Origin of the sequence: Blautia sp. AF19-10LB, from assembly GCF_003461245.1 — a bacterium.
GTDB classification, from domain to species: Bacteria; Bacillota; Clostridia; order Lachnospirales; family Lachnospiraceae; genus Blautia_A; species Blautia_A intestinihominis.
The window spans coordinates 23,478-46,314 of the sequence record NZ_QTWS01000012.1 but is presented as its reverse complement, the minus strand read 5'-3'; the positions used below and the strand labels follow the sequence as shown (position 1 = coordinate 46,314).

Here is a 22,837-nt window from a genome sequence, read left to right as displayed (position 1 = left end):
TAACATATTTGATGTTCTTCTTTCACATTTTTATGTTATAATATATAAAAATTTTTAAATTGATAAGCAAGGAGGAAGCATTTTGACTACTTCTGTATTCTTAAATAATGACAGAACCATGCCGCTTCTGGGGCTGGGTCTATATAAAGCCACCGCTGACGACGAGGCAGAGAATGCCATCATATCCGCAGCCAAGAACGGCTACCGCCTGTTCGATACTGCTTCTGCATACAAGAACGAAGAGAGTGTCGGACGTGGTATTGCACGATGCGGAGTTCCGCGTAAGGATCTTTTTATCACCACCAAGATCTGGAATAACGCACAGCGTCTCGGAGATGTGGACGGGGCTTTTGAGCGAAGCCTTGACCGTCTTGGTCTTGATTATATCGATCTTTATCTGATCCACTGGCCGGTTCCGGGATGTTATCTCAATACCTGGAAGGAAATGGAGAAATTTCTTGAATCTGGACGGGCTCTTTCTATCGGTGTCAGCAATTTTGAGATCCGTCATCTCGAAGAACTTCGTAAGGTATCCGGGATCATTCCTGCAGTCAACCAGATCGAATGCCATCCTCTCTGCTATCCGCGGGAGCTCATTGAATACTGCCAGGCAAACGGGATCCAGGTACAGGCTTATGCTCCACTGGCGCGAGGCGCTTATCTGGACAATGATATCCTCTGCGTACTTGGTACGAAATATGCACATACGCCTGCTCAGATCGGACTTCGCTGGGCTGTTCAGAAGGGTATCTCCGTAATTCCAAAATCCACCCGCCCGGAGCGTATTGCTGCCAATGCACGTATTTTTGATTTTGAGATTGAGCAGGAGGACATGGATCTTCTCGACACGCTCAATCAGAATTACCACAGTTCTCATGTTCCGGAGGATCTGAGAGATACTATTTTTTGATTATTTTCATATTATACGCGGTCAAAAGCCGGTTGATCACCTTTTGTGTATGATCGACCGGCTTTTTTAAGCCTTACATTCAGTTATTCGAAGATATCTTCTCTTGTGATATTCTTTGCCCATTCTCCCTTGCGGTAATGACGGATGACCCATGGCCATTTTACAAATTCATCGGTGCACAGAAGGAAATATACCCAGAGCACCGGAAGCTTCAGCACGAACGCCGCAAAGAATCCAAGCGGTACTGCATAGACCCACATATCGATCGTATCACAGATCAGACCGAATTTCGTATCGCCTCCTGCACGGAAAACCCCGGCGATCAGCGCTGTGTTTACCGCAGATCCCATGATATAGTAGCTGTTGATCAGGAGCATATATTTCAGATAGTGCATTGCCGTATCATTCAGAAATGCAAATCTCAGTACAAACGGAGTTACCGCCAGTACGATCACACCTCCTACTGCTCCTGCTACAACTGTCATCTTCAGCATTCTGGACGCATAGGATTTGGATTTCTCGAGTTCTTCCTGTCCCATCACTCTGCCGAGAAGGATCGTTCCTGCACTCGCGATCGCAAAGCAGAAAACAGATCCTACGTTTCGAACAACAGTAACCAGTGAATTGGCTGCCACCGCCTCTGTTCCAAGATGTCCCAGAATTACAGAATACATGGAAAAAGCCACACTCCAGGAAAGGTCATTTCCAAGTGCCGGGAGAGAAAGGTGGATGAAATCATTCAGCAGCGTCTTGCTTCGGATAAACATATAAGCTGGATTCAGTTTTACATCTTTGCTCAACAAAGATACGATCACGCAGGCAACGAGCTGTATCAGCCTGGAAGATGCCGTTGCGATCGCCACACCGGTCACTCCAAGCTTCGGTGCTCCAAACAGTCCAAAAATAAAAACGGCATTCAACAGAATGTTTAGTCCAAATGCCAGCATATTCAATGTCATACTGATCGTCACGCGGCCGATGCTTCGAAGGATCGCAAGGTAGATTTCTGTCACTCCCCAGCAGAGATAGGTGATCCCCATGATCCGTATGTAAGAAGATCCGATCGCGATCAGTTCCTGATCTGAAGTGAATAATAATAACATCCTCTGCGGCATGGTAAATGCAGCCAGTGCCACAAGTACTGAGATTGCAAGCGAAAAGCGAAGGGCAATTCCCTCTACGGCATGGATCGCCTGCATGTTTTTCTTGCCAAAGTACTGTGCACACAAAAGGGATGCTCCAGTGCCCAGTCCATAATATACCATAAACAGAATGTTAGAATAATTTGCTGCCAGTGATACTGCCGAGATCGCAGACTGTCCTACATAATTCAGCATGATCACATCCGATGAGTTTACTGCCGCACTGAGCAGGTTCTGAATGATGATCGGAATCGCAAGCTTGAACATCTGCCGGTAAAAATCGTCTTTTTTGACTGTTTTTACCATGGCAGCATTGGTGTTTCTACTTTTTTGTCGCGGAGCATCAGGTCTCTTACGGCGTCGGCTGCTGGTTTGTCTTCAAACAGGACTTTGTTGACTTCCATGATGATCGGCATCTCTACTTCGTATTTCTCAGCAAGGCTCTTGGCTGCCTTGGCGGAATAAACGCCCTCGACGACCATCTGAACTTCATCCATTGCCTGCTGCATCGTGTATCCCTTACCGATCAGATAGCCGGCCTTGCGGTTACGGCTGTGGACACTCGCGCAGGTTACGATCAGATCTCCGATCCCGGAAAGCCCTCCAAAAGTCTCCACTCTGGCGCCCATCTTCGTTCCAAGGCGTGCGATCTCCGCAATCCCTCGTGTGATCAGAGCCGCCTTGGTGTTGTCTCCATATCCAAGTCCGTCTGCGGTTCCTGCCGCAAGTGCGATTACATTCTTGAGTGAGCCTCCAAGTTCTACGCCGAGCGTATCCGGTGTCGTATAAACGCGGAATACAGGACTTGTAAAAATCCCCTGGAGATACTCTGCTGTCTCTCTCTTCGGTCCGCTGATCACGCAGGTCGTCGGAAGCCCTCTTCCCACTTCCTCTGCGTGGCTCGGTCCGGAAAGCACGTAGACGCCTGCTGCCGGGATCTCTTCGCTGATGATGTCTGTCATGGTCATCAGGGTCTTTTCTTCGATTCCCTTGGCAACATTGACAATGATCTGTCCTTCCTTTACATCAGCTGCCATCAATTTCGATGTACTTCTGATATATGGGGACGGCACAGCCAGAACGATCACTTCTGCGGTTTCCACGCAACTTTTCACATCTGCAGTAAGATCGATATTCTCCGGGATATGTACCCCCGGCAGTTTGGAAGTAAGTTCTCTCGTTTCTTTGAGAGCATCTACTTCTTCCTGAAATCTGGACCAGAGACGAACCTCATGTCCATTATTGCTCAGAAGGACCGAAAGTGCAGTTCCCCAGCTTCCTGCTCCCAATACACTGATTTTTGCCATTATGCTACCTTTTAACCTTTCTTTGATTTTCCGACAAGTACTTTGTTTTCTTCTCCGCGTACCAGCCTCACGATATTGGCTCTGTGTCTCCAGAACGCAAGGCAGGTCAGAAACACCATCACCCCGTACATCTCCAGGGTGTGTGGTCTGTCCATCCCGTAAGCACCATGCTCGCCGCGCACGATCAGTGCGATCAGTGCAACCATATAGCAGCTTAATGAGCACAGTGAAACATAATGTGTCAGGAAAAAGATCACAAAGAACACGATCGCACAGAGGACAAAAATTCTCCAGTCAAAAGCGATCAGAAATCCAACAGATGCCGCGATTCCCTTTCCGCCGCGGAATCCAAGGTTGATAGGAAAGTTATGACCAAGGACACAGCCTGCTGCCGCATAGATTGCAAGCAGAGGCATGACACCAGCGGCAGAGTTACGGAAGATCAATCGCACGACCACGATCGCCAGCACACATTTGAGGCAGTCGCCAAGAAGCGTCATCGCGCCGGCTTTTTTGCCAAACGTGCGCAGGGCATTGGTGGTTCCTGCATTGCCACTTCCATGTTCACGGATATCTGTCTTATGCATCTTTCCAATAATATAAGAAGTCTGGAACAGTCCAAAAACATAACCTACCAGAAGGCATATCAAACGTTCAGTCATTTCATTCAACTCTTTTCCCCGCGTTCACGGATAATAAATTTCAGCGGTGTGCCGCGGAAACCGAATGCATCCCTTACCTTGTTCTCGATGTAACGGGTGTAGGAGAAATGCATCAGTTCTTTGTCATTTACAAAGATCACGAATGTCGGCGGGCGCACTCCAACCTGAGTCATATAGAAGATCTTGAGACGCTTGCCACGGTCAGACGGCGGCTGCTGCATGGCAACGGCTTCTGCGAGGATCTCATTAAGAACACCGGTCTGGATACGGAGTGTCTGGTTCTCGATAACTGCATCAATGGTCTCAAAAAGCTTCGGCAGACGCTGGCCTGTCTTGGCAGAGATAAAAACAAGTTCTGCATACGGCATATACGCCAGCACTTCTCTGATGCGGTTTGTGTGTTTGTAGATGGTCTTGTCGTCCTTCTCAACGGCATCCCATTTATTGACCGCGATGATAACGCCCTTGCCGCGCTCATGTGCGATTCCGGCGATCTTAGCATCCTGCTCAGTGACACCCTCTGTCGCATCGATCACGATCACGACAACATGTGCACGCTCTACTGCTGTCACAGTACGGATCACGCTGTAACGCTCGATCTCTTCTTTGATCTTGCCTTTGCGGCGGAGTCCTGCGGTGTCGATAAAGATGTATTCTTTGCCCTGCCATTTGACTTTGGCATCGACGGCATCTCTTGTAGTTCCTGCAATATCGGATACGATCACACGGTCCTCACCAAGCAGACGGTTGATCAAGGAAGACTTACCTACGTTCGGTTTACCTACAACAGCGATCTTCGGAATGTCGTCGTCCTCTTCTGTGTCAAGTCCTTCCGGGAATTCCTTGACGATCTCATCCAGCATATCGCCAAGTCCGGTACGGTTGGCTGCGGAGATCGGTATCGGTTCTCCGATACCAAGGTTATAAAATTCATAAACGTCCATCATATATTTCTGAACGCTGTCTACCTTGTTTACAACAAGAATGACCGGTTTCTGGCTGCGGCGCAGCATATCTGCAACCTTCGCATCAGAATCCACAAGTCCCTGCTGTACATCTGTGATAAATACGATAACATCGGCAGTGTCGATCGCAATCTGTGCCTGCTCTCTCATCTGAGAAAGAATGATGTCACCGCTGTCCGGCTCAATTCCGCCAGTATCGATCATGGTAAAGGATTTGTCCAGCCATGTCACATCAGCATAAATTCTGTCACGGGTCACACCCGGTGTATCTTTTACAATAGATATCATTTCGCCTGCCAGGGCGTTAAACAACGTGGATTTGCCGACATTAGGCCTGCCCACTATTGCTACTACTGGTTTGCTCATACATTTGTCTCCTTGTCTGTTTTTTATTCTGAACGGGATCCAGTACAGAAGATACCAGATCTTCCCCGTCTTCCTCTACGATTACGATTTCTCTTCCAATTGCCTTTGAAACATCATCCACGGTCAGATCATCCAGAAAAACATTCTCACCGCTTCTGAGCATATTGCACGGGATCAGAACTCTCTCACCCAGCTTGCGGTTCGAAAGCTGTTCTTTCAGGTCGGTGCCTGTGATAAGCCCGGAAACTGTGATCTTTTCGCCGAAGAAATTGTTCCTGATCGTGATCACTTCATATTCAAGATTCGGATATTTCGTGGAAATCTTTTCGAGACATTTCTCGATATAAGGTGCTGCCAGCTTGCCGGTCGCAACGGTAATGGATCTTGGTTTCTCATCTCCCGTACGTTTCTCAACAGCTAGTCTGACCTCTGTATCCAGAAGTCTCAGCATTCCCACTCCGTTCTCAAGCTGAAGATAACCATCATACCGCTCTTCCTCCGGAAGTTCCAGTCCTGCGAGAATATACCACTCATCAGAAGCGTGGATGAAATGGATTCCATGTTCCTTGTACATCTTGCGCTGCCAGCGATGGATCTGTTCGAGAACCTTGATCGCATCCTCACGTTCAAAACTTTCCAGCGGGTAAAGTCCGTCACGGAATTTCGTCAGGCCTACTGGGACCACTGATACACTCTGAAGGACCGGCGCATATGCAGAAAGTTTCTCCAGGCTGTACTCCAGTTCCTCACCATCGTTGACTCCCTTGCACAGAACGATCTGTCCGTTCATGGTGATCCCCGCCTCGTAAAGCTGGTCCACTTTCTTGAGGGCATCCCCCGCGAAACGATTGTGGAGCATCTTGCAGCGAAGCTTCGGATTCATTGCCTGGAAAGAAACATTGATCGGAGACAGGTGATATTTGATCACCCTCTGAATATCCTCCTGGCTCATATTCGTCAATGTCACATAGTTTCCCTGCAGGAAGGAAAGCCTGGAATCATCATCCTTAAAATAGAGAGTCTCCCTCATTCCCGGCGGCATCTGGTCGATAAAGCAGAACATGCAATGGTTGCTACAGGAACGGTAATCATCCATCAGGCCATTCTCAAACTCTATTCCCAGATCCTCATCATAATCCTTCTCCACTTCCAGCTCCCAGATCTCTCCGTTGGCTTTCTCTATAAGAAGTTCTATATATTCATCGTTCATCAGATAACGGTAATCAAAAACATCCTCCACCGCCTGATGATTGATCTCTGCCAGCACATCTCCCGGCTCCAGCTCCAGCTCCTCGCCGATGCTTCCAGGAAGAACTTTGGAAATCTTATGTTTCTTTTTTTTCATGGTGTTCCTTTCTTTTTGTCATTCGGATATGCCTTCGTCCATATCCGGATCATTACTATGATAACAATTCTCCGGGTAAAAATCAATAAATTCCTTGACGGGATTTAGGTCAAATGTTATAAATGTAGTAGGACTCAGTTTGAAAAACTATACCTAGGAGGAATATTATGCCAAATATAGAGTTACTTGAAAAAGCGACCCCGGTTGCTCCCATCCGTATTGCAGCACTTGCCGGATGTCAGGATCTTGCAAAAGAGGTTGACAAGAAACTTGTAAAATTCCGTAAAGAACTTGTAGCAAAGAAGAAACCGAGCACTGTACCACAGGGATACAGCCTTCCTTCTTTCCTTGTCGAGTGCGAATGCGTCCGCTTCGGTACCGGCGAGGGCAAGGGTTACATCAAAGAATCTGTACGTGGTGCCGATCTCTTTATCATGGTAGATATCACCAACTACACAGAAACTTACACCGTATGCGGTCATGAGAACCACATGTCACCGGACAACCATTATCAGGATCTCAAGAGGATCATTTCCGCAGCTACCGGCAAAGCTCATCGTATCAACGTCATCATGCCGTTCCTTTACGAAGGACGTCAGCACCGCCGTACCAAGAGAGAATCTCTTGACTGTGCACTGATGCTCAAGGAATTAAGTGATATGGGCGTTTCCAACTTTATCACTTTTGATGCGCATGACCCACGTGTACAGAACTCCATCCCGCTCAACGGATTTGATAACTTCTTCCCGACCTACCAGTTCCTCAAAGCACTGGTTAAAGAAGTCAAGGACTTCAAGCTTGACAACGATCATCTGATGATCATCAGCCCAGATGAGGGTGCGATGTCACGAGCAGTATATTTCTCTAACATTCTCGGTGTTGATATGGGTATGTTCTACAAACGTCGTGATTATTCTACCGTTGTCAACGGCAAGAACCCGATCGTTGCCCATGAGTTCCTCGGAGATTCCGTAGAGGGCAAGGATGTTGTCATCATCGACGATATGATCTCTTCCGGAGAGAGTATGCTCGATGTTGCCAAGCAGATCAAGGAACGTAAAGCAAAGCGTGTCTTCATCTGTACTACTTACGGTCTGTTCACAGACGGTCTCAAGAAATTCGATGAATACTATGAGAAAGGCTGGATCGACAAGGTTATCACCACCAACCTGAACTACCGTGATCCTGAACTGCTCACAAGACCATATTACGTCGAAGCAAACATGAGCAAATACCTTGCAAGTATCATGGACATCATCAACCATGACTTATCTGTAGAGAAAGTTCGTTCCAGCAACGAAAAGATCATGGAGCTGATGGAAAAAGTAAGCAAACGCTGATTTTTCTCTTACATGTATATTTACGGGCTGTATACAGTTTTTGTACTGTATGCAGCCCGTTTTTTATTGCCTGTGCAGTTGTTAGTTGTATCTTATCAGCGGATCCCCAGAAATGCCCCCAGATTTCCTCTCCTGCCATGGGAAGCCCTGTGCGAAAAAAGGAATTCCGGATTGCAGCAGGTGCACAGATTTGGCATGGAAATATGCTCTTCTTTCAAGCCTGCTCCCAGCATGATCTGGTGATTTGCCTCCCAGAGATCCAGCTGGTATTTGCCATCCGGCTTACCATAAAACAGAGCATCCCACTTGTCTTGTGGGAAAGCAGCGCGGAACTGTTCGATCACATCTTCACTCACTTCATAACAGTCCTGGCAGATGGATGGACCGACTGCGCCGTAGATCTCCGACGGGTCAGAGCCGAATTCTTCCTGCATCCTTCGAACTGTGACCTCCCCGATCTTTGCCACCGTTCCTCTCCATCCGGAATGAGAAAGTCCGATCGCTCGGTGCACCGGATCGATAAAGTACAGAGGCACACAATCCGCGTAAAATGTCGCAAGGACCAGCCCCGGTACATTGGTGATCATCCCATCCACGTCTGTGTACGGTCTTGGTTTCGTGATGCCGTTTCCGCGGTCTTCTTCTGTGACAAGGCGCACATTTGCTGTATGTGTCTGGTCAGAAGTCACGATATCTTCCATTTTGAAACCGACTGCATCTGCCAGTCTGCGATAATTTTCTCTTACCGCCTCGTCTTTGTCACCTCTTGTAAAACTTAAGTTCATAGAAGAATAGATTCCCTCACTGACACCGCCAAGTCTGGTGCTGAATGCATGCACAAATCCCGGCAGTCTGTCAAATTCCGGATAGGTAAGATACGTTACACCTTCTCTTGTATTCACATGCATCCTGGGTTCGTTTTCCTGATGCCATTTTATCTTTATCATCGTGTACTCTCCTCTCTGCATTTTATCCGCAGTAATCAAATGCATTTCTGATCCACTGGATCTCATCTCCGTCAATTGCCACCACATCAAATCTGCATGGAGGCTCCCCATATCCATAACGGAGCAGATAAAACTGTGCCGCCCTGCTGATCCGACGCTGTTTCTTAAAGTCTACGGCTGCTGCCGCTTCTCCGGAAGTTGTTGTCGCCCGGTATTTCACTTCTACAAAGACAAGATATTTTCCGTCTTTCGCAACCAGGTCAATCTCGCCTCCCCGGCAGAAAAAATTGTGTTCAAGGATCTTAAGCCCTTGTTTTTCCAGAAAGGCAGCCGCCTGTTCTTCATGACGACTGCCTACTTTACGTTTGTTGATACGCGCCCGCTCTTTTCTTTTTTATGTGTCGGTATCTTTGGTATTTATAAAATTTTATACGAAGTGTGTGATAAAACTTGCTCTGTGTATCGGGGACGGACCATATTTCTTGAGGGCTTCAATGTGCTCCGATGAGCCATAGCCCTTATTGGAAGCAAATCCGTATCCCGGCAGAGTCTTGTCATACTCAACCATCATTCTGTCCCTTGTGACCTTGGCAACAATGCTGGCCGCTGCAATGGATGCGCTCTTGGCATCTCCCTTGATGATCGGAACCTGCGGGATCGTCACCTGCGGAATCGTCACTGCATCGTTGAGAAGAAGCTGCGGAGTGACTTTAAGCTTACTGATTGCCTCCTGCATTGCCTCATAAGTCGCCTGGAGAATGTTGATCTCATCGATCCTCTGTGGACTTGCCATGCCGATGCCTACCGCGACAGCTTTCTCCATGATGACATCATAGAGTTCTTCTCTCTTGTGTGCTGTCAGTTTCTTGGAATCGTTCAGATAAAGGATATCATGATCCTTCGGCAGAATCACTGCGCAGGCAACCACCGGTCCTGCAAGCGGTCCCCTTCCAACCTCATCAATACCGCAGAGGCATCCCAGATGTTCATATTCATGCTCATACTGCATCATCTGCTCCATGCGGAGTTTTTCCTTCTCAAGATTCTCCAATTTCTTCTGATACTGAGAAACGATCTTCTGTACGCCGCTTCTCTGGTCCTCCGCGTAACCTGCACACAGATCTGCCCACTGACCTTCACTGGCTGCGGCAAATTCTTCTTTGATCTCGCCTATCTTTTGCATTTAATTATTCTCCTGCTGTCCTGCCCATTCCAGGGTAATGCGTCCGATCTTGCCTCCGCGGAAATCGTCGAAGATCAGCCCGGAAGTCTTCACATAGTCCAGTTCTTCTCCACGTTTCAGGCAGCCCCTCGCTCTGGCGATCGCCTCAAGTGTCTCAAGTGGAGTTCCCTCCTCAGAAATCCCATAACGTTTCTCAAGGGCTCCCGGATAATCCTTTTTCAGTTTCTCGAGAAGCCAGAGAGCCAGTTCCTCGATGTTCAGGATATCATCCTTGATAGAGCCGACACAGGCAAGGCGGATTCCTACAAGCTGGTCTTCAAATTTCGGCCAGAGAATTCCCGGGGTGTCCAGAAGTTCTACGTTCTTGTTCAGGCGAATCCACTGTTTACCCTTGGTCACACCCGGTTTGTTTCCGGTCTTGGCACAGGCTTTTCCGGCAAAGGTGTTGATAAATGTGGATTTACCAACATTCGGGATTCCGGCTACCATCGCACGGATCGGACGGTTCTTGATCCCTCTTCTGCGATCACGCTCGATTTTTTCTTTGCAGGCCTCCTGGATCACGTTCTGGATCATTTTCATTCCCGAACCACTGCGTGAATCGACTTTGACTACATAAAAGCCCTTGCTCTGAAAGTATTCCTTCCATGCTTCATTCTGTCTCTCGTCTGCGAGATCAGCCTTGTTCAGAAGGATCAGACGGGATTTGTTCTGTCCAAGCTGGTCGATATCCGGGTTCCTGCTGGAAAGCGGCACTCTGGCATCTACCAGCTCTATGATCAGATCGATCAGTTTCAAATCTTCCTGCATCTGTCTTTTTGCCTTGGTCATATGACCAGGATACCATTGTATATTCATATCTGTCTTAACCTTTCATAAAACCAAACTTCTTCATCGGCGAGCAGGTAAACCACAGCTTACCGACAATGTATCGTTTCTTCACATTTCCAATATCTGCATATCGGCTGTCCTCACTGTTGTTCCGTTTGTCTCCCAGGACGAAATACTCCCCGGATTCCAGTGTTACTGTAGTGGAAGCCAGCCCCGGATTCGTGATCTCAGGAAACTGGTTTGCCTCTTCGCATTCTTTGCCGTCGATCAGGATCTTGCCATTCGAGATCTGGATCCGTTCCCCCGGAAGCCCGATCACTCTCCGGATATGCAGAGCCGCATCATCACTGGCACTCGTCCGAAAAACAATCAGATCGCCTCTCTGCGGCGAAGAAAACTTATATACTGCTTTATTTACAAAAAAACGGTCACCGACGGAGATCGTCGGTTCCATAGAATTCTCCTGCATTGTCACAGTCTGAAACATCATCAATGCCACAACTGCTGCAAACACAAGTGTCACGGTGATCTGAAAGGCCCATTTCAGGATTCCCCGGGTCTTGCGGTCCTCCAGTTTCGCCCTCAGTTCCAGGACTTTGGGATGTTCTTTCCAGTTTTTTATATCCATAACTGTTCTCTCCATAATGGAAAAGAGGGACAATAGCTGTTCGTTATTGTCCCTGCTTTTAAAACTTTTGAAATTTTCAGATAAAATACATTATCTAACGCGTTCTTTAACCTTTGCAGCTTTACCTACACGATCTCTCAGGTAGTTCAGCTTAGCACGGCGAACTTTACCCTGACGGATAACTTCTACTTTAACAACGTGTGGGGAGTGAAGCGGCCATGTCTTCTCAACACCAACACCGTTGGAGCTCTTTCTTACTGTGAAAGTTTCTCTTGTGCTTCCGCCCTGTCTCTTAAGAACAGTTCCCTCAAAGATCTGGATTCTCTCACGGTTTCCCTCTTTGATCATAGCATGTACTCTTACTGTGTCACCAACGCGGAACTGCGGTACTTCTGCTTTTAACTGAGCAGACTCAATGTTTTTGATAATGTCGTTCATTTTATTCTCTCCTATTCTTATCTGGATGTTCTTAATACATAATCTTGTAACAGAGGACCATCGTTTTTACAACATGTACGATTATACTATAAAAGATTCTTAATTGCAAGAAGTTTTTTATTTAATTCGCAGATGTATTGTCGGAAGAGGAAGCAGTATCCGCAGAAGCAGTATCTGAAGAACTGCTCATGATCTGATTCAGTTCATCGATCATCTCTTCATCCTTCAGGCGGAACTTGATCTCCACTCGTCTGGATGCATCCTTATCGACATTTCCATCTGCGTCAAGGACAGGATTCGCCATGGAATGCCCGTTTACTGTCAGATAATTCTGAAGGTTCGCTGACTGTGTGGAATCCAGGAAATTCCCCTGAATATCAAGAAGATACTGAGCCACCGCCAGAGATCTCTGCTGGGAGAGCTGGAGGTTATAGCTGTAATCTCCGTCTGTATCGGTATAACCGTCAATGATGATCTCTGCAAGATACTTCATATAATCATCCTGCAGAAGAACTTTACAGTAGATCGGAAGGATCTGCTCCAGTGCCTGCTTACCGGCATCGGTCAGTTCTGCCTGGTCATAGTCGAACATGACACTTGCTTCCAGCGTCAGCGCACCGGTCTGTGCATCGATATCTACATTGATATTATTTTTGGAAAATTCATTCTTCAGTGCCTCGATAACCTCTGCCTTGACACCGATGATCTGGTCGATCTGTTCCTGCTGGCTCTTAAGCTGTGCAGTTTTGGTATCAAGAGCGGACTGCTGGTTCTTGAGTGTTGCTTCCTGTTCTTTGAGCTTGGCCGCCAGTGCAGTCAGCTGTTGCTGCTGCTCATCCAGTTTTTCCTGCTGTGTCTTGAGCTGTTCATCCTGGCTCTTGAGCTGTTCGTCCTGATTCTGGATCGTTCCTTCCTTCTCATCGAGGGCAGTCTGCTTGTCCAGAAGCTGCTGTGTGTATTCTTCCTGAAGAGCGATTTTGTCATCTCTCTCCTGGATACTCTCGTTGTAGCTTTTTTGGGCTTGAAAAAGGGTCACACACATGATCAGCACAAAAAGCAGAAGGACACCTGCCATCATATCAGAATAAGAACGCCAGACATTGAAGCCGTTGTTTTCTGATTTTTTCTTTCTGCGCATCTGATTCTCCTATTCTATCTGAATATACCAAATTTGCCTTTCTGTGCTCCCTTGGTCAGTTCGCGTAAATTGCGGTTCAATTCTTCAAGAAGCGCCTGCTGCTGATCTCCCTGCTGCTCCAGAAGTTCTTCTAATTTGTCGAAAGACTGCTTCTGTGTCATCTGTCCGGCAGTCAGTGTCACATTCTTGCTGCTTCCTGCCGCGGAAATATCCGCAAGAAGACGGCGTACCTGATCCATGGTCTTGTAAGACAGTTTCTGGTAATTCATAAATTCCTGAAGTCTCGCATCGAACTCTGCAACAACCTGCTGATTTGCCTGTGCAAGTTCTGCATTCCGCTTGCCGGATGCTGTAATCTTATCCATTCCCTGTGCAGCCGCCTCGACATATTTCTGCATAGTCTGGTTACATGCAACCCAGAACTTCGCGGAAGAAGATTCTGCTTCCTTGAGATAATCCGCAAGGTGCTGATAATCTGCCTGCTGTTCCTTCTGGATCGCCTGGTTGTCCTTGAGGATGCGGCCAGCCATATCCAGATAATCCTTCTGAGCGGCGCTGGTATCCTCAAGCATGCTTCTCATCATATGCTCATGCTCCGCATAGGCCTCACTTAACTGACGACTCATGGACTGATAGAGATTTGTCGTGTAATTCGTATTATCCGTCTGTGCATCCTTAAGCTGTGTAAGTGCTCTGCCAAAATCCTCGAACTGTGTCTTGAAGGAAAGATTCATTTCCTTAAGGAACGTATCCAGGATCTCCTTGATCGCATCTTCCTGGCATCTGGTGACAGAATTGACCAGCACATCGAGAGAATCGTTCATCTTCTGGAAAGTCGGAGTGATGACTTTCTCAAAGCTGTCTGCCATCTGCACAGAGAATTTCTCTGCCATCTGTTCCATGGCTGCTGTCTGGTTCTTCTGGCTTGCAACCAGAATGTTCATGGACTCGCTCTCAGCAGTCGGCATGACATATGTATGGAAACGATCCAGAAATCTCTGGAGATTGGATGTCAGAGAAGAATATTCTGATTTCATGCCACAGCTGTAAACGATGGACATCGCAATACCATAAATAGAAGTCAGGAACGCAACCTTGATACCATCTACCAGAGACGCAACGGAAGTTGTCATCGCCTCATAGTTGCTTGGTTCAAAGTTCTTAAGTCCCCATACAAGACCTACGAAAGTACCAAGGATACCAAGGCTGGTAAAGATATCCGGCACCATTTCCAGAAGCCTCTTGTGAATGTGTTCATCCACGTCTTCCTCATTCAAATATTCCTCAATATCACCAATTCCCTCCTGACTCTGAGAGATCGTATCGGTGAATGCCTGCATCTTGTCATCCAGATAACGGTGATGAAAAATGCCGTTCAGGGAAGAAAGCTTGCTTGTATCGATCTTGCCTGGTGACTGAAAAATATCCTTAAGCTCATCTGCCGCATCACGGAATGCTCTGGAAAGGTCATTCATGCGGAACATTCCGCCGAACATTCCCACCGCATAAGCGATCACCATAATTCCCAGAAAGCAGAAGTTGTAAACCAGTATGCTGGCAGCTCCGCGGCCAACATAAAGTGTCATTCCGACAGCCGCGATCACAACTGCCAGAAAAAGTATTACATTTAACGCTTTTTTTCTCATAGCTTACCTCCTATTTCTGTTTCTTATCATATCATACCACTTTTTTGTGAACAAGTTGTTTTCTCCACTTTACCAAAAGTCTCACACTTTAGACACATTTTCCCCGGATAACACAAAAACAGCCCGGAAACTCTGTCAAAAAGTTTCCAGGCTGTCTTATTTCGTTTTATTTATGCATATACTTTGTCATCTTCCAGAAGAACGGCCTTGCCATCTGTGACCTCAACTACATTGACACTGCAGTTTGGAGGAACAAAACCATGCCAGAAATCCTTCGGATCATTATATACATTATGAAGAAGTGCTCTTACCGCACATCCATGAGATGCGATCAGGATCGTCTTATCCTGAAGAGCGGGATCGTGGATGAGTTCTTCCCAGAAGTCCTTTGTCCGAGTGAGGATATCCTGAATGTTTTCCCCATCCTTCGGACGTTCAAAGTTCCATGGATCTGTAAAAAACTTCTCCATCTGCGGATCCAGATATTCACGCGCATCGTTCATGCACACGACACCTTCCAGGACACCGAAGTTGATCTCCTGGATCCTTGCATCCTCGATCACCGAAACCTTTCCCGACTGTTTCTCAAGGATCAGCTCGGCTGTCTTTCTGGCTCTTATGAGCGGGCTGGTGATACAGAGGTCAAAAGAAACATCTTTTAATGCTTCCCCTGTCTTTTCGGCAAGAAGGATTCCATTTTCGGCAAGCGGGATATCTGCTGTTCCCTGTACCTTATGAAGTTTGTTCCACACAGTTTCCCCGTGCCGTACAACATAAAGTTTCATCAGCTTCTCAGCTCGATTCCAAGGTCTGTCAGACCATTCAGGATCTTCTTCATTGCTGTTGTGATCTCAGCTTCTTCAAGAGTCTTTTCATGATCACGGAATACCACAGAATAAGCCATGGACTTGTATCCAGGTTTGATCTGTGCACCCTCGTAGATATCGAAGAGCTGGTAGGATTCAAGGATCTTGCCGCCTCTCTGCTCAAGGACATCCTCGATCTGTCCTGCAAGGACATGTTTCGGAACAACCATACTTAAGTCACGGGTAACTGCCGGATATTTGGCGATTCCTGTAAATTTGTGGTTGAATCCGCAGAATTCAAGGATATTCTGGATATCGATGACTGCGATGTAAGTTCTCTCACCGATTCCATAGTTATCTGCAACGATCGGATGAACTTCTCCGAGGTAACCGACTACTTTGCCTTCGTAGCTGATGTTTGCCTGTCTGCCCGGATGCAGATAAGTCTTGTTGCTGTCCGGTGTGTAGTGGACTTTTTTCTTCATTCCGGATTTTTCGAAGAATTCTTCTACAACGCCCTTCATATCAAAGAAGTCTCCTGCGCCGTACATTCCAAGAGTGAAGTGTGTTCTCTCATCCGGAAGTTCTGTCAGCGGCAGTGCTTTTGGCAGATATACTTTGCCGATCTCATACAGACGAACGCCTTTGTTTCTTCTGTTGTAGTTTGTTGCCAGAGAAGAAAGCATGCCATGCAGAGTTGTTGTACGCATGATGCTGTAGTCCTCTCCAAGCGGGTTGCTGATTGTGATCGCTTTGCGAAGGTCGCTATCCTCCGGAATGCGAAGTTTGTCGAATACTTTCGGGCTTTCGAAGGAGTAGGTCATTCCCTCTGAAAATCCGCAGTACTCAGCGATATCTCTTGCCACGTTCTCGATGCGGAGTTTGAATGGAAGTCTTCCTGTGGTAGCTTCTCCTGTCGGAAGTGTGGTCGGAATCTTGTCATATCCGAAGAATCTTGCAACTTCCTCTGCCACGTCTGCCATGCAGTGGATATCCTGACGGAATGTCGGAGCTACGATCTCATTTGTCTCCGGGTCCAGAGTCAGTTCTACTTTTGCAAGGTATGCAAGCATTTCTTCTTTTGTAAGGTCTGTTCCGAGAAGTGCGTTGATGCGCTCCGGCTCAAACGGTACTCTGGAAGGTTCTCTTGTCTCGTTACAGATATCTACGATTCCGCCTACGACTTCACCTGCTCCCAGTTCTTCCATAAGCTGGCATGCACGGTCGATTGCTGCTTTGGCATTGTTCGGGTCAAGACCTTTTTCGAATTTACCGGATGCATCGGTACGAAGTCCGATCCTCTTGGAAGAAAGACGGATGTTTGTTCCGTTGAAGCATGCTGCCTCAAAAAGTACCGTGTGTACATTGTCTGTGATCATGGAGTTTTCTCCACCCATGATTCCGGCGATGCCGACTGCTTTCTTGCCGTCGCAGATCATCAGAACCTGGTCGTCCATCTCACGTTCCTGACCATCCAGAGTTACAAATTTCTCGCCTGCCTTTGCACGGCGTACAATGATCTCTCTGCCTTCGATGGTATCCAGATCGTATGCATGCATCGGCTGGCCATATTCTTCCATAACATAGTTTGTGATATCAACGAGGTTGTTGATCGGGCGGATTCCGTTGGAAGCCAGACATCTCTGCATCCATTTCGGGGATGGTCCGATCTTGACGTTTTTGACAACTCTTGCTGTATATCTCGGGCAAAGTTCCGGATCTTCTACGGTAACTTTGACATAGTCAGATGCTTTTTCGTCGTTTCCTGTTTCTTTTACTACAGGAGGAACGAATTTTTTGTCAAAAGTGGCTGCTGCTTCTCTTGCGATTCCAAGTACACCGTAGCAGTCTACACGGTTGGATGTGATCTCGTATTCAATAACAACATCATCAAGACCGAGTGCTTTGATCGCGCTCTCGCCTACAACTGCATCTTCCGGGAAAATGTAGATGCCGTATTCCGGAGCTTCCGGATACATTTCTCTTGTGCTTCCAAGTTCTTCGATGGAGCACATCATACCGCAGGATTCTACGCCTCTGAGTTTACCTTTTTTGATCTTGATGCCGCCAGGAGTCATTTTGCCGTCATGACCGCCTGCAACACGTCCGCCGTCCAGAACGACCGGTACTTTGTCTCCTTCTTTGACATTCGGGGCACCTGTTACGATCTGAATGGTCTCTGTTCCGATGTTTACCTGGCAGATGATGAGTTTGTCTGCATCAGGGTGTCTTTCTATTTTGTCAATCTGTCCGATCACGATCTTGTCGAGATCTGCATCCAGTTTTTCGAAGCCTTCCACTTTTGTTCCTGACAGTGTCATGGCATCTGTGTATTCCTGGGCTGTTACATCCAGATCCGGCACATACATTTTAATCCAGGACATTGATGTATTCATGTTTTATATCCACCTTTCGAATTTTTCATAATAGACTATGCAAGAATTGAACTAGTGTACTTCGCTCAACGATGCCACCGCATCGCCTCGTTCAGTCGCCTTGTCGATGAAAAAACATTCTGCGTTATTTAACTGAAAGTCAATGAGACAGCACACTAGAATTGTTTAAGGAAACGTACATCGTTCTCATACAGAAGTCTCATATCGTCGATCTCATATTTGAGAAGTGCGATACGCTCAAGACCTACACCAAATGCGAATCCTGTATATTCATTCGGGTCGATGCCGCACATTCTCAGTACGTTTGGATGAACAGTACCGCAGCCGAGGATCTCGATCCAGCCGGAACCCTTGCAGAAACGGCATCCTTTGCCGCCGCACTTGAAGCAGGAAACGTCTACCTCTGCGCTTGGCTCTGTGAATGGGAAGTGATGTGGTCTGAATTTTGTCTTTGTCTCTGGTCCGAACAATTCCTGTGCAAACTCCTGAAGAGTTCCCTTAAGGTCTGCAAATGTGATGTTCTTGTCGATGACCAGACCTTCGATCTGATGGAAAGACGGGGAATGTGTTGCATCTACTTCGTCAGAACGGAATACACGTCCCGGTGCGATCATACGGATCGGAAGTTTGCCTTTTTCCATGGTACGTGCCTGTACCGGGGAAGTCTGGGAACGAAGAAGGATAGAATCATTGATAAAGAAAGTATCCTGCTCGTCTCTTGCCGGATGGTCTTCCGGAATGTTCAGTTTGGTGAAGTTGTAGTCTGCATATTCTACTTCCGGACCTTCGACTACTTCGTAGCCCATTCCGATAAAGATACGCTCTACTTCTTCCAGTGCGATGCTGTTCGGATGACGATGTCCGATCATTGCCTTTTTTGCAGGAAGTGTAACGTCGATCACTTCTGCTTTCATTTTTTCTTCGCGAAGTGCTTCTTCCAGTTTCTTTCTGGTTGCTTCCAGATGTTCCTCGATCCTGGTTCTTGTCTCGTTAACCATCTGTCCTACTTTCGGACGGTCTTCCGGAGCAACATCTTTCATACTTTTTAAGATTGCTGTCAGCTCACCTTTTTTGCCAAGGTAAGCAACTTTTACTTCATTCAGTTTATCCGGACCGTCTGATTCTTCGATCCGTTTTCTGGCTGCTTCTGCCAGTTCCTGAAGTCTTTCCTTCATATCCATGGTTTTGTATCTCCTTTTTGTTTATTTATTACAGCATCAAAAAAGACCCCGTCCCACATAAAAAGGGACGGAGTCATTATCCGCGGTACCACCCTGTTTCCTGCTAAAGAGCAGGCACTCGAGTCATGCTTAACGCGCATCAACGTCATCTCCTACTGAAATAGTTCAAAGATGAAGCTCCGGCGGGAAAATAAGAAACTGTCTGAACTTAAGGGGGCTTACAGCCGCTGACTCCCTCTCTCTGAAAGGAAACAATTCCCTGAAACGCCTTCAAAGCCTTTGACTTATCTTTTCTTACTATGCCACATAGTGAAAAATCTGTCAAGATTTTTTTTGACCATCTGCCATAAAGTAATCTGTGCCTGACGGAACTGATTCTCAAAATAAGCATTGATCTCTGCACCGTAAAGCAGAAGGTTCATACAGCAGTAGAGCCACAGCATGACCATGATCAGTGCCGACAGACTTCCGTACATGTTGCTGAAATTCGGGAAAAATGTAAAATACAGCGAAAAAAAGTACGAAAACAGCAACCACGCGACAGCTATGATAAAAGCTCCCGGAATCTGGCTCTTGAGCGATGCTTTACGGTTCGGAAGGTAACGGTACAGCACCAGAAATACAAGAAACAATACTACAAATACAAGAAATGTCTTGGCACTCAATATCCTTCCAAGGACTTTCCCCAGAAACGGCATATGAATCACAAGCACCGCATGGATCCGGTTTCCCATGACAAGAAGCAGAAGGCTTATGATAATTGCGATCACAAACAGAAACATATACAGCATAGAATACAGTCTGTTTATCAGCCAGTTTCGGGTCTCTTTGACATGATAGATCACATTCAGTCCCGTAATGAGTGACTGCATACCCTTGCAGGAGGACCACAGAGCAAAAACACCTGAGATCGGCACGACCGCTGCGCTCTTGGTAAATACTTCTGCAATGATCTTGAGTACAAAATCCTGAAGGTTTGTCGGAACAAACCCGATAATAACCTGTCGAAGCATCCGATAGGTCAGCGGGGTATATTGGATCAGTGCGGTAAGAACCAGCACAAAGGGAATAAACGACATGATCAAAAAGTATGCCGCCTGTGCAGCGTAAGCACCGATATGGTCATTTTTGGTCCGGTCCATAAAGCCCAGGATCAACTGTACCGTGCTTTTGGCTTTCTTCTCTTCCATATTTCTTCTCCTGGTATCAGCAAATTTGTCTATTGACCATTGTACCATATCGTGTACAATGTGACAAGTTTGAGTTACTGTTCGCTCCGCACACAGCTACTGAGCAAAAAACACTTATTTCACACCATAAATGTCTACAAACTCAATCTCCCGAAAAAAATATTCCAGGATCTCCTCATAGCTGTATCCTTCCTTCGCCATCTCATTCGCGGCAGTCTGACTCATTCCTACGCCGTGCCCGTATCCCCCGCCTTTCAGGGTGATTCCATCCGCATCCTGGCTCTGGATCTCGAAGTAGGCACTGGGGAGAAGTTTTCCCCCTTCTGTAACGCTGCCGTCTTTTTCTGTGATCTTGCAGCCCCTGGGAGAAAGAAATTCCCTTATGGAATACTCTCCGTCAACCGTTCCTGTTCCACCCTCTGTCGTTACGGTAAGTTCTGTCACTGCACCGCTCTGGCTTTTCTTCTGAACAGAAACTGCTTTCAGTTTTCCTGCGAGGTTCAGAAGGGAAACGGCCTTCTCTTCCAGAGCAGTCCAGGGGATCTGCACCGTCCATGCACTCCAGGGCTCTTCTGCGTCAAATTCACAGGGAACGCTTTTGAGATAAGATGCAGTTTCGCTAACTCCCCAGATCTCATCCGTGCTCGTCACACCCGCCGAGGTAGAAAAATAATACGCCTCTACAGGCTGTCCATTCTGGGACAGGATCATTCCTTCGGTTTCCCTGACCGCTTTTGTTGTCGATTCCTGCGGTGCAACATTCTGGTAAACCTGATAACTTACGCTGTCATCCACATCTGCACCATATTCATGGAGTCTGCTGCCCTGCATCTGCTTCCAGGCGTAGGTTCTCGCACAGACTGCCTGCGCTTTGAGCGCTTCTTTTTCGTATGTGGATGGCATCTCACTCGGGACAACTGCCTCCAGATATTTTTCCAGCGGAAGAATATTGATCGCCAGAAGTCCCTCTTCACACGGCCGGATCTCAAGTCTGCCGCCATAGGAAGGTGTCCCGCACTGCCTGTGGATCGACGGGATCAGGATTCCTCCTTCCTGCTCCGGGATCGAGATGATCTCATTTCTTCCACGCAGTGCCTCCGCTTCATAGACAGTCTCTTCTCCATTTAAGGAAATTGTCACAGAATCATGATATACAGACTGAAAATCAGAATCCGTAAGTGCTACCCGGATCTCGGGTTCTGTCTTGTTTTCTTTCGTCTGTCCGGCTGCTGCACCGTCATGTATACACAGTTCATTCAGCAGCACCACAAGCAACATTAAATGCACATAAAAAAATCTGGCTTTCCTCATAATCCATTATATGAGGAAAGCCAGAAAACATGGCTGTTATTTTCTTACAGAGAATCTGTAAACTGTCTCAGAGTAATATTTCTCTCCTGCTTCCAGAACTGGTGAATGGAAATTCTCTACATTGACTGCATTCGGCTCTACCTGTGTCTCAAGGCAGAATGCCTCACGTTTATTATAAACATGTCCGTTCTTACCGTGCTCATCCTCCACGAAGTTTGCCGCATAGAACTGTACGCATGGGCAATCTGTAAGAACATCCATCTGGATACCGGATTTCTCTGACCACGCAGAAGCGATCTCACGGATACTCGCCTTGTTGTATCCGTCTGTCACATAGTTATGGTCAAAACCTCCTGTGAATTTGAGCTGTTCAAAATCAGCCTCGATATCTCTGCCGATCTGCTTTGCGGTACGGAAATCCATCGGAGTTCCCTCAACAGATGCATTCTCGCCAAGCGGAATGGAATCCTCACGGACCGGAGTGTATTCCTGCGCATGAATGGTAAGATACTGGTCCATTGCAGTGCCGCTGCCCTCTCCGTTCAGGTTGAAATAGGAGTGGTTCGTCATGTTTGCAACGGTTGTCTTGTCGCTCACACCGGAGTAAACGATGCGGACTGCATTCTCCTCTGTCAGCTCATAAGTAACAGAAACTTCGAATTCTCCCGGATAGCCATTCTCTCCATCAGGACTGATCCTGGAAAAAGTAACTGCATTCTGTCCCTCTACTGCAGATGCATTCCACAGTTTCTTCTCAAATCCGTCCGGGCCGCTGTGGAGATTGTTCTTGCCTTCGTTTGGCGTCAGTTTGATCTCTGTGCCATCCAGCATAAATCTGGAATCTGCGATACGGTTGCCGCTTCTGCCGATGCATGCTCCGAAAAAGCATCCATTTACAAAATAGCTCTCAAGATCATCGTATCCAAGGACTACGTCTGTCAGTCTGCCATCCTTATCCGGCACGCAGACATTCACCAGGATCGCACCATACTGTGAAACTTCTATGTAAGCTCCTGCCGCATTCTCAATGTGATAAATATGTGATTCTTCACCTGAAGGTAAATTTCCAAAAATCCTCTCTGTTACCATGCTGTAATTCCTCCCG

General features: G+C 47.0%; 21 protein-coding genes and 1 other annotated feature. Of the genes, 2 read left to right on the top strand and 19 right to left on the bottom strand.

The genetic code is table 11. The features are described from left to right. Positions 1-82 precede the first annotated feature (82 nt). Positions 83-910, top strand: coding sequence for an aldo/keto reductase (locus DWX28_RS08485; protein WP_243002388.1), 828 nt, complete (start codon positions 83-85; stop codon positions 908-910). An 83-nt stretch (positions 911-993) separates the two neighbouring features. On the opposite strand, the gene DWX28_RS08480 is transcribed toward DWX28_RS08485, so the two are convergent. From DWX28_RS08480 to DWX28_RS08460, 5 genes are read right to left on the bottom strand one after another with little or no spacing between them, the layout of a single operon-like run. Further along, positions 994-2,358 (bottom strand): MATE family efflux transporter, encoded by a 1,365-nt coding sequence (locus DWX28_RS08480; protein ID WP_022215317.1) that lies wholly within the window; start codon positions 2,356-2,358, stop codon positions 994-996. Beyond that, positions 2,352-3,359 carry an NAD(P)H-dependent glycerol-3-phosphate dehydrogenase gene (locus tag DWX28_RS08475; RefSeq protein WP_022215316.1) on the bottom strand — a complete coding sequence of 336 codons (1,008 nt, stop codon included), beginning with the start codon at positions 3,357-3,359 and terminating at the stop codon, positions 2,352-2,354. The genes DWX28_RS08480 and DWX28_RS08475 overlap by 7 nt, the downstream gene beginning before the upstream one ends. Before the next feature lie 11 nt (positions 3,360-3,370). Next, positions 3,371-4,021, bottom strand: coding sequence for a glycerol-3-phosphate 1-O-acyltransferase PlsY (gene plsY, locus DWX28_RS08470; RefSeq protein ID WP_022215315.1), 651 nt, complete (start codon positions 4,019-4,021; stop codon positions 3,371-3,373). 5 nt (positions 4,022-4,026) lie between these two features. Further along, positions 4,027-5,352 carry a ribosome biogenesis GTPase Der gene (gene der, locus DWX28_RS08465; RefSeq protein WP_022215314.1) on the bottom strand — a complete coding sequence of 442 codons (1,326 nt, stop codon included), beginning with the start codon at positions 5,350-5,352 and terminating at the stop codon, positions 4,027-4,029. Continuing rightward, positions 5,315-6,697 carry a DUF512 domain-containing protein gene (locus DWX28_RS08460; RefSeq protein WP_022215313.1) on the bottom strand — a complete coding sequence of 461 codons (1,383 nt, stop codon included), beginning with the start codon at positions 6,695-6,697 and terminating at the stop codon, positions 5,315-5,317. The genes der and DWX28_RS08460 overlap by 38 nt, the downstream gene beginning before the upstream one ends. A 167-nt stretch (positions 6,698-6,864) precedes the next feature. Between DWX28_RS08460 and DWX28_RS08455 the strand changes: the two genes are divergently transcribed. After that, on the top strand, positions 6,865-8,037 hold the full coding sequence (locus DWX28_RS08455; RefSeq protein WP_022215312.1) for a ribose-phosphate pyrophosphokinase: 1,173 nt from the start codon (positions 6,865-6,867) through the stop codon (positions 8,035-8,037). A 95-nt stretch (positions 8,038-8,132) separates the two neighbouring features. Here DWX28_RS08455 and pgeF read toward each other — a convergent pair whose 3' ends face one another. The 14 genes from pgeF to DWX28_RS08385 form a co-directional block, all read right to left on the bottom strand. Continuing rightward, entirely contained in the window at positions 8,133-8,984 is an 852-nt protein-coding gene (pgeF, locus tag DWX28_RS08450) for a peptidoglycan editing factor PgeF (RefSeq protein ID WP_022215311.1), read from the bottom strand. A 22-nt stretch (positions 8,985-9,006) separates the two neighbouring features. Further along, positions 9,007-9,357: a YraN family protein gene (locus DWX28_RS08445; protein WP_118252447.1), complete on the bottom strand. Its 351-nt coding sequence runs from the start codon at positions 9,355-9,357 to the stop codon at positions 9,007-9,009. Positions 9,358-9,411: 54 nt separating this feature from the next. Next, complete coding sequence (locus DWX28_RS08440) at positions 9,412-10,167, bottom strand: ribonuclease HII (RefSeq protein ID WP_118252446.1); 756 nt, start codon at positions 10,165-10,167, stop codon at positions 9,412-9,414. Further along, positions 10,168-11,025 carry a ribosome biogenesis GTPase YlqF gene (gene ylqF / locus DWX28_RS08435; RefSeq protein ID WP_022215309.1) on the bottom strand — a complete coding sequence of 286 codons (858 nt, stop codon included), beginning with the start codon at positions 11,023-11,025 and terminating at the stop codon, positions 10,168-10,170. 7 nt (positions 11,026-11,032) lie between these two features. Then, positions 11,033-11,626, bottom strand: coding sequence for a signal peptidase I (gene lepB / locus DWX28_RS08430; protein ID WP_118252445.1), 594 nt, complete (start codon positions 11,624-11,626; stop codon positions 11,033-11,035). Positions 11,627-11,716: 90 nt separating this feature from the next. Further along, complete coding sequence (rplS, locus tag DWX28_RS08425; protein ID WP_022215307.1) at positions 11,717-12,064, bottom strand: 50S ribosomal protein L19; 348 nt, start codon at positions 12,062-12,064, stop codon at positions 11,717-11,719. 121 nt (positions 12,065-12,185) lie between these two features. Then, positions 12,186-13,202: an OmpA family protein gene (locus DWX28_RS08420; RefSeq protein ID WP_118252444.1), complete on the bottom strand. Its 1,017-nt coding sequence runs from the start codon at positions 13,200-13,202 to the stop codon at positions 12,186-12,188. Between the two features lie 14 nt (positions 13,203-13,216). Next, entirely contained in the window at positions 13,217-14,848 is a 1,632-nt protein-coding gene (locus DWX28_RS08415; protein WP_118252443.1) for a MotA/TolQ/ExbB proton channel family protein, read from the bottom strand. 170 nt (positions 14,849-15,018) lie between these two features. Then, on the bottom strand, positions 15,019-15,633 hold the full coding sequence (locus DWX28_RS08410; protein WP_118252442.1) for a histidine phosphatase family protein: 615 nt from the start codon (positions 15,631-15,633) through the stop codon (positions 15,019-15,021). Next, complete coding sequence (gene pheT, locus DWX28_RS08405; RefSeq protein WP_118252441.1) at positions 15,633-18,050, bottom strand: phenylalanine--tRNA ligase subunit beta; 2,418 nt, start codon at positions 18,048-18,050, stop codon at positions 15,633-15,635. The genes DWX28_RS08410 and pheT overlap by 1 nt, the downstream gene beginning before the upstream one ends. 155 nt (positions 18,051-18,205) lie before the next feature. After that, positions 18,206-19,225 carry a phenylalanine--tRNA ligase subunit alpha gene (gene pheS / locus DWX28_RS08400; RefSeq protein ID WP_118252470.1) on the bottom strand — a complete coding sequence of 340 codons (1,020 nt, stop codon included), beginning with the start codon at positions 19,223-19,225 and terminating at the stop codon, positions 18,206-18,208. A gap of 66 nt (positions 19,226-19,291) precedes the next feature. Next, positions 19,292-19,514: a binding site (T-box leader), on the bottom strand. A 1-nt stretch (position 19,515) separates the two neighbouring features. After that, complete coding sequence (locus DWX28_RS08395) at positions 19,516-20,421, bottom strand: YihY/virulence factor BrkB family protein (RefSeq protein ID WP_118252440.1); 906 nt, start codon at positions 20,419-20,421, stop codon at positions 19,516-19,518. Between the two features lie 114 nt (positions 20,422-20,535). Then, positions 20,536-21,699: a SpoIID/LytB domain-containing protein gene (locus DWX28_RS08390; RefSeq protein WP_118252439.1), complete on the bottom strand. Its 1,164-nt coding sequence runs from the start codon at positions 21,697-21,699 to the stop codon at positions 20,536-20,538. 69 nt (positions 21,700-21,768) lie between these two features. Then, a complete protein-coding gene (locus tag DWX28_RS08385) occupies positions 21,769-22,821 on the bottom strand; it encodes an aldose epimerase family protein (RefSeq protein ID WP_022215299.1) in 1,053 nt (350 codons plus the stop codon). Positions 22,822-22,837: the final 16 nt, after the last annotated feature.

Bases quoted from the DNA above. Each gene is read 5' to 3' on its own strand.
- DWX28_RS08475 (WP_022215316.1), bottom strand. From the start codon at position 3,359: ATGGCAAAAATCAGTGTATTGGGAGCAGGAAGCTGGGGAACTGCACTT.
- DWX28_RS08415 (WP_118252443.1), bottom strand. From the start codon at position 14,848: ATGAGAAAAAAAGCGTTAAATGTAATACTTTTTCTGGCAGTTGTGATC.
- plsY (WP_022215315.1), bottom strand. From the start codon at position 4,021: ATGACTGAACGTTTGATATGCCTTCTGGTAGGTTATGTTTTTGGACTG.
- pgeF (WP_022215311.1), bottom strand. From the start codon at position 8,984: ATGATAAAGATAAAATGGCATCAGGAAAACGAACCCAGGATGCATGTG.
- der (WP_022215314.1), bottom strand. From the start codon at position 5,352: ATGAGCAAACCAGTAGTAGCAATAGTGGGCAGGCCTAATGTCGGCAAA.
- DWX28_RS08455 (WP_022215312.1), top strand. From the start codon at position 6,865: ATGCCAAATATAGAGTTACTTGAAAAAGCGACCCCGGTTGCTCCCATC.
- rplS (WP_022215307.1), bottom strand. From the start codon at position 12,064: ATGAACGACATTATCAAAAACATTGAGTCTGCTCAGTTAAAAGCAGAA.
- DWX28_RS08480 (WP_022215317.1), bottom strand. From the start codon at position 2,358: ATGGTAAAAACAGTCAAAAAAGACGATTTTTACCGGCAGATGTTCAAG.
- DWX28_RS08410 (WP_118252442.1), bottom strand. From the start codon at position 15,633: ATGAAACTTTATGTTGTACGGCACGGGGAAACTGTGTGGAACAAACTT.
- DWX28_RS08390 (WP_118252439.1), bottom strand. From the start codon at position 21,699: ATGTTGCTTGTGGTGCTGCTGAATGAACTGTGTATACATGACGGTGCA.
- lepB (WP_118252445.1), bottom strand. From the start codon at position 11,626: ATGGATATAAAAAACTGGAAAGAACATCCCAAAGTCCTGGAACTGAGG.
- pheT (WP_118252441.1), bottom strand. From the start codon at position 18,050: ATGAATACATCAATGTCCTGGATTAAAATGTATGTGCCGGATCTGGAT.
- ylqF (WP_022215309.1), bottom strand. From the start codon at position 11,025: ATGAATATACAATGGTATCCTGGTCATATGACCAAGGCAAAAAGACAG.
- DWX28_RS08440 (WP_118252446.1), bottom strand. From the start codon at position 10,167: ATGCAAAAGATAGGCGAGATCAAAGAAGAATTTGCCGCAGCCAGTGAA.
- DWX28_RS08395 (WP_118252440.1), bottom strand. From the start codon at position 20,421: ATGGAAGAGAAGAAAGCCAAAAGCACGGTACAGTTGATCCTGGGCTTT.
- DWX28_RS08460 (WP_022215313.1), bottom strand. From the start codon at position 6,697: ATGAAAAAAAAGAAACATAAGATTTCCAAAGTTCTTCCTGGAAGCATC.
- DWX28_RS08420 (WP_118252444.1), bottom strand. From the start codon at position 13,202: ATGCGCAGAAAGAAAAAATCAGAAAACAACGGCTTCAATGTCTGGCGT.
- DWX28_RS08385 (WP_022215299.1), bottom strand. From the start codon at position 22,821: ATGGTAACAGAGAGGATTTTTGGAAATTTACCTTCAGGTGAAGAATCA.
- pheS (WP_118252470.1), bottom strand. From the start codon at position 19,225: ATGAAGGAAAGACTTCAGGAACTGGCAGAAGCAGCCAGAAAACGGATC.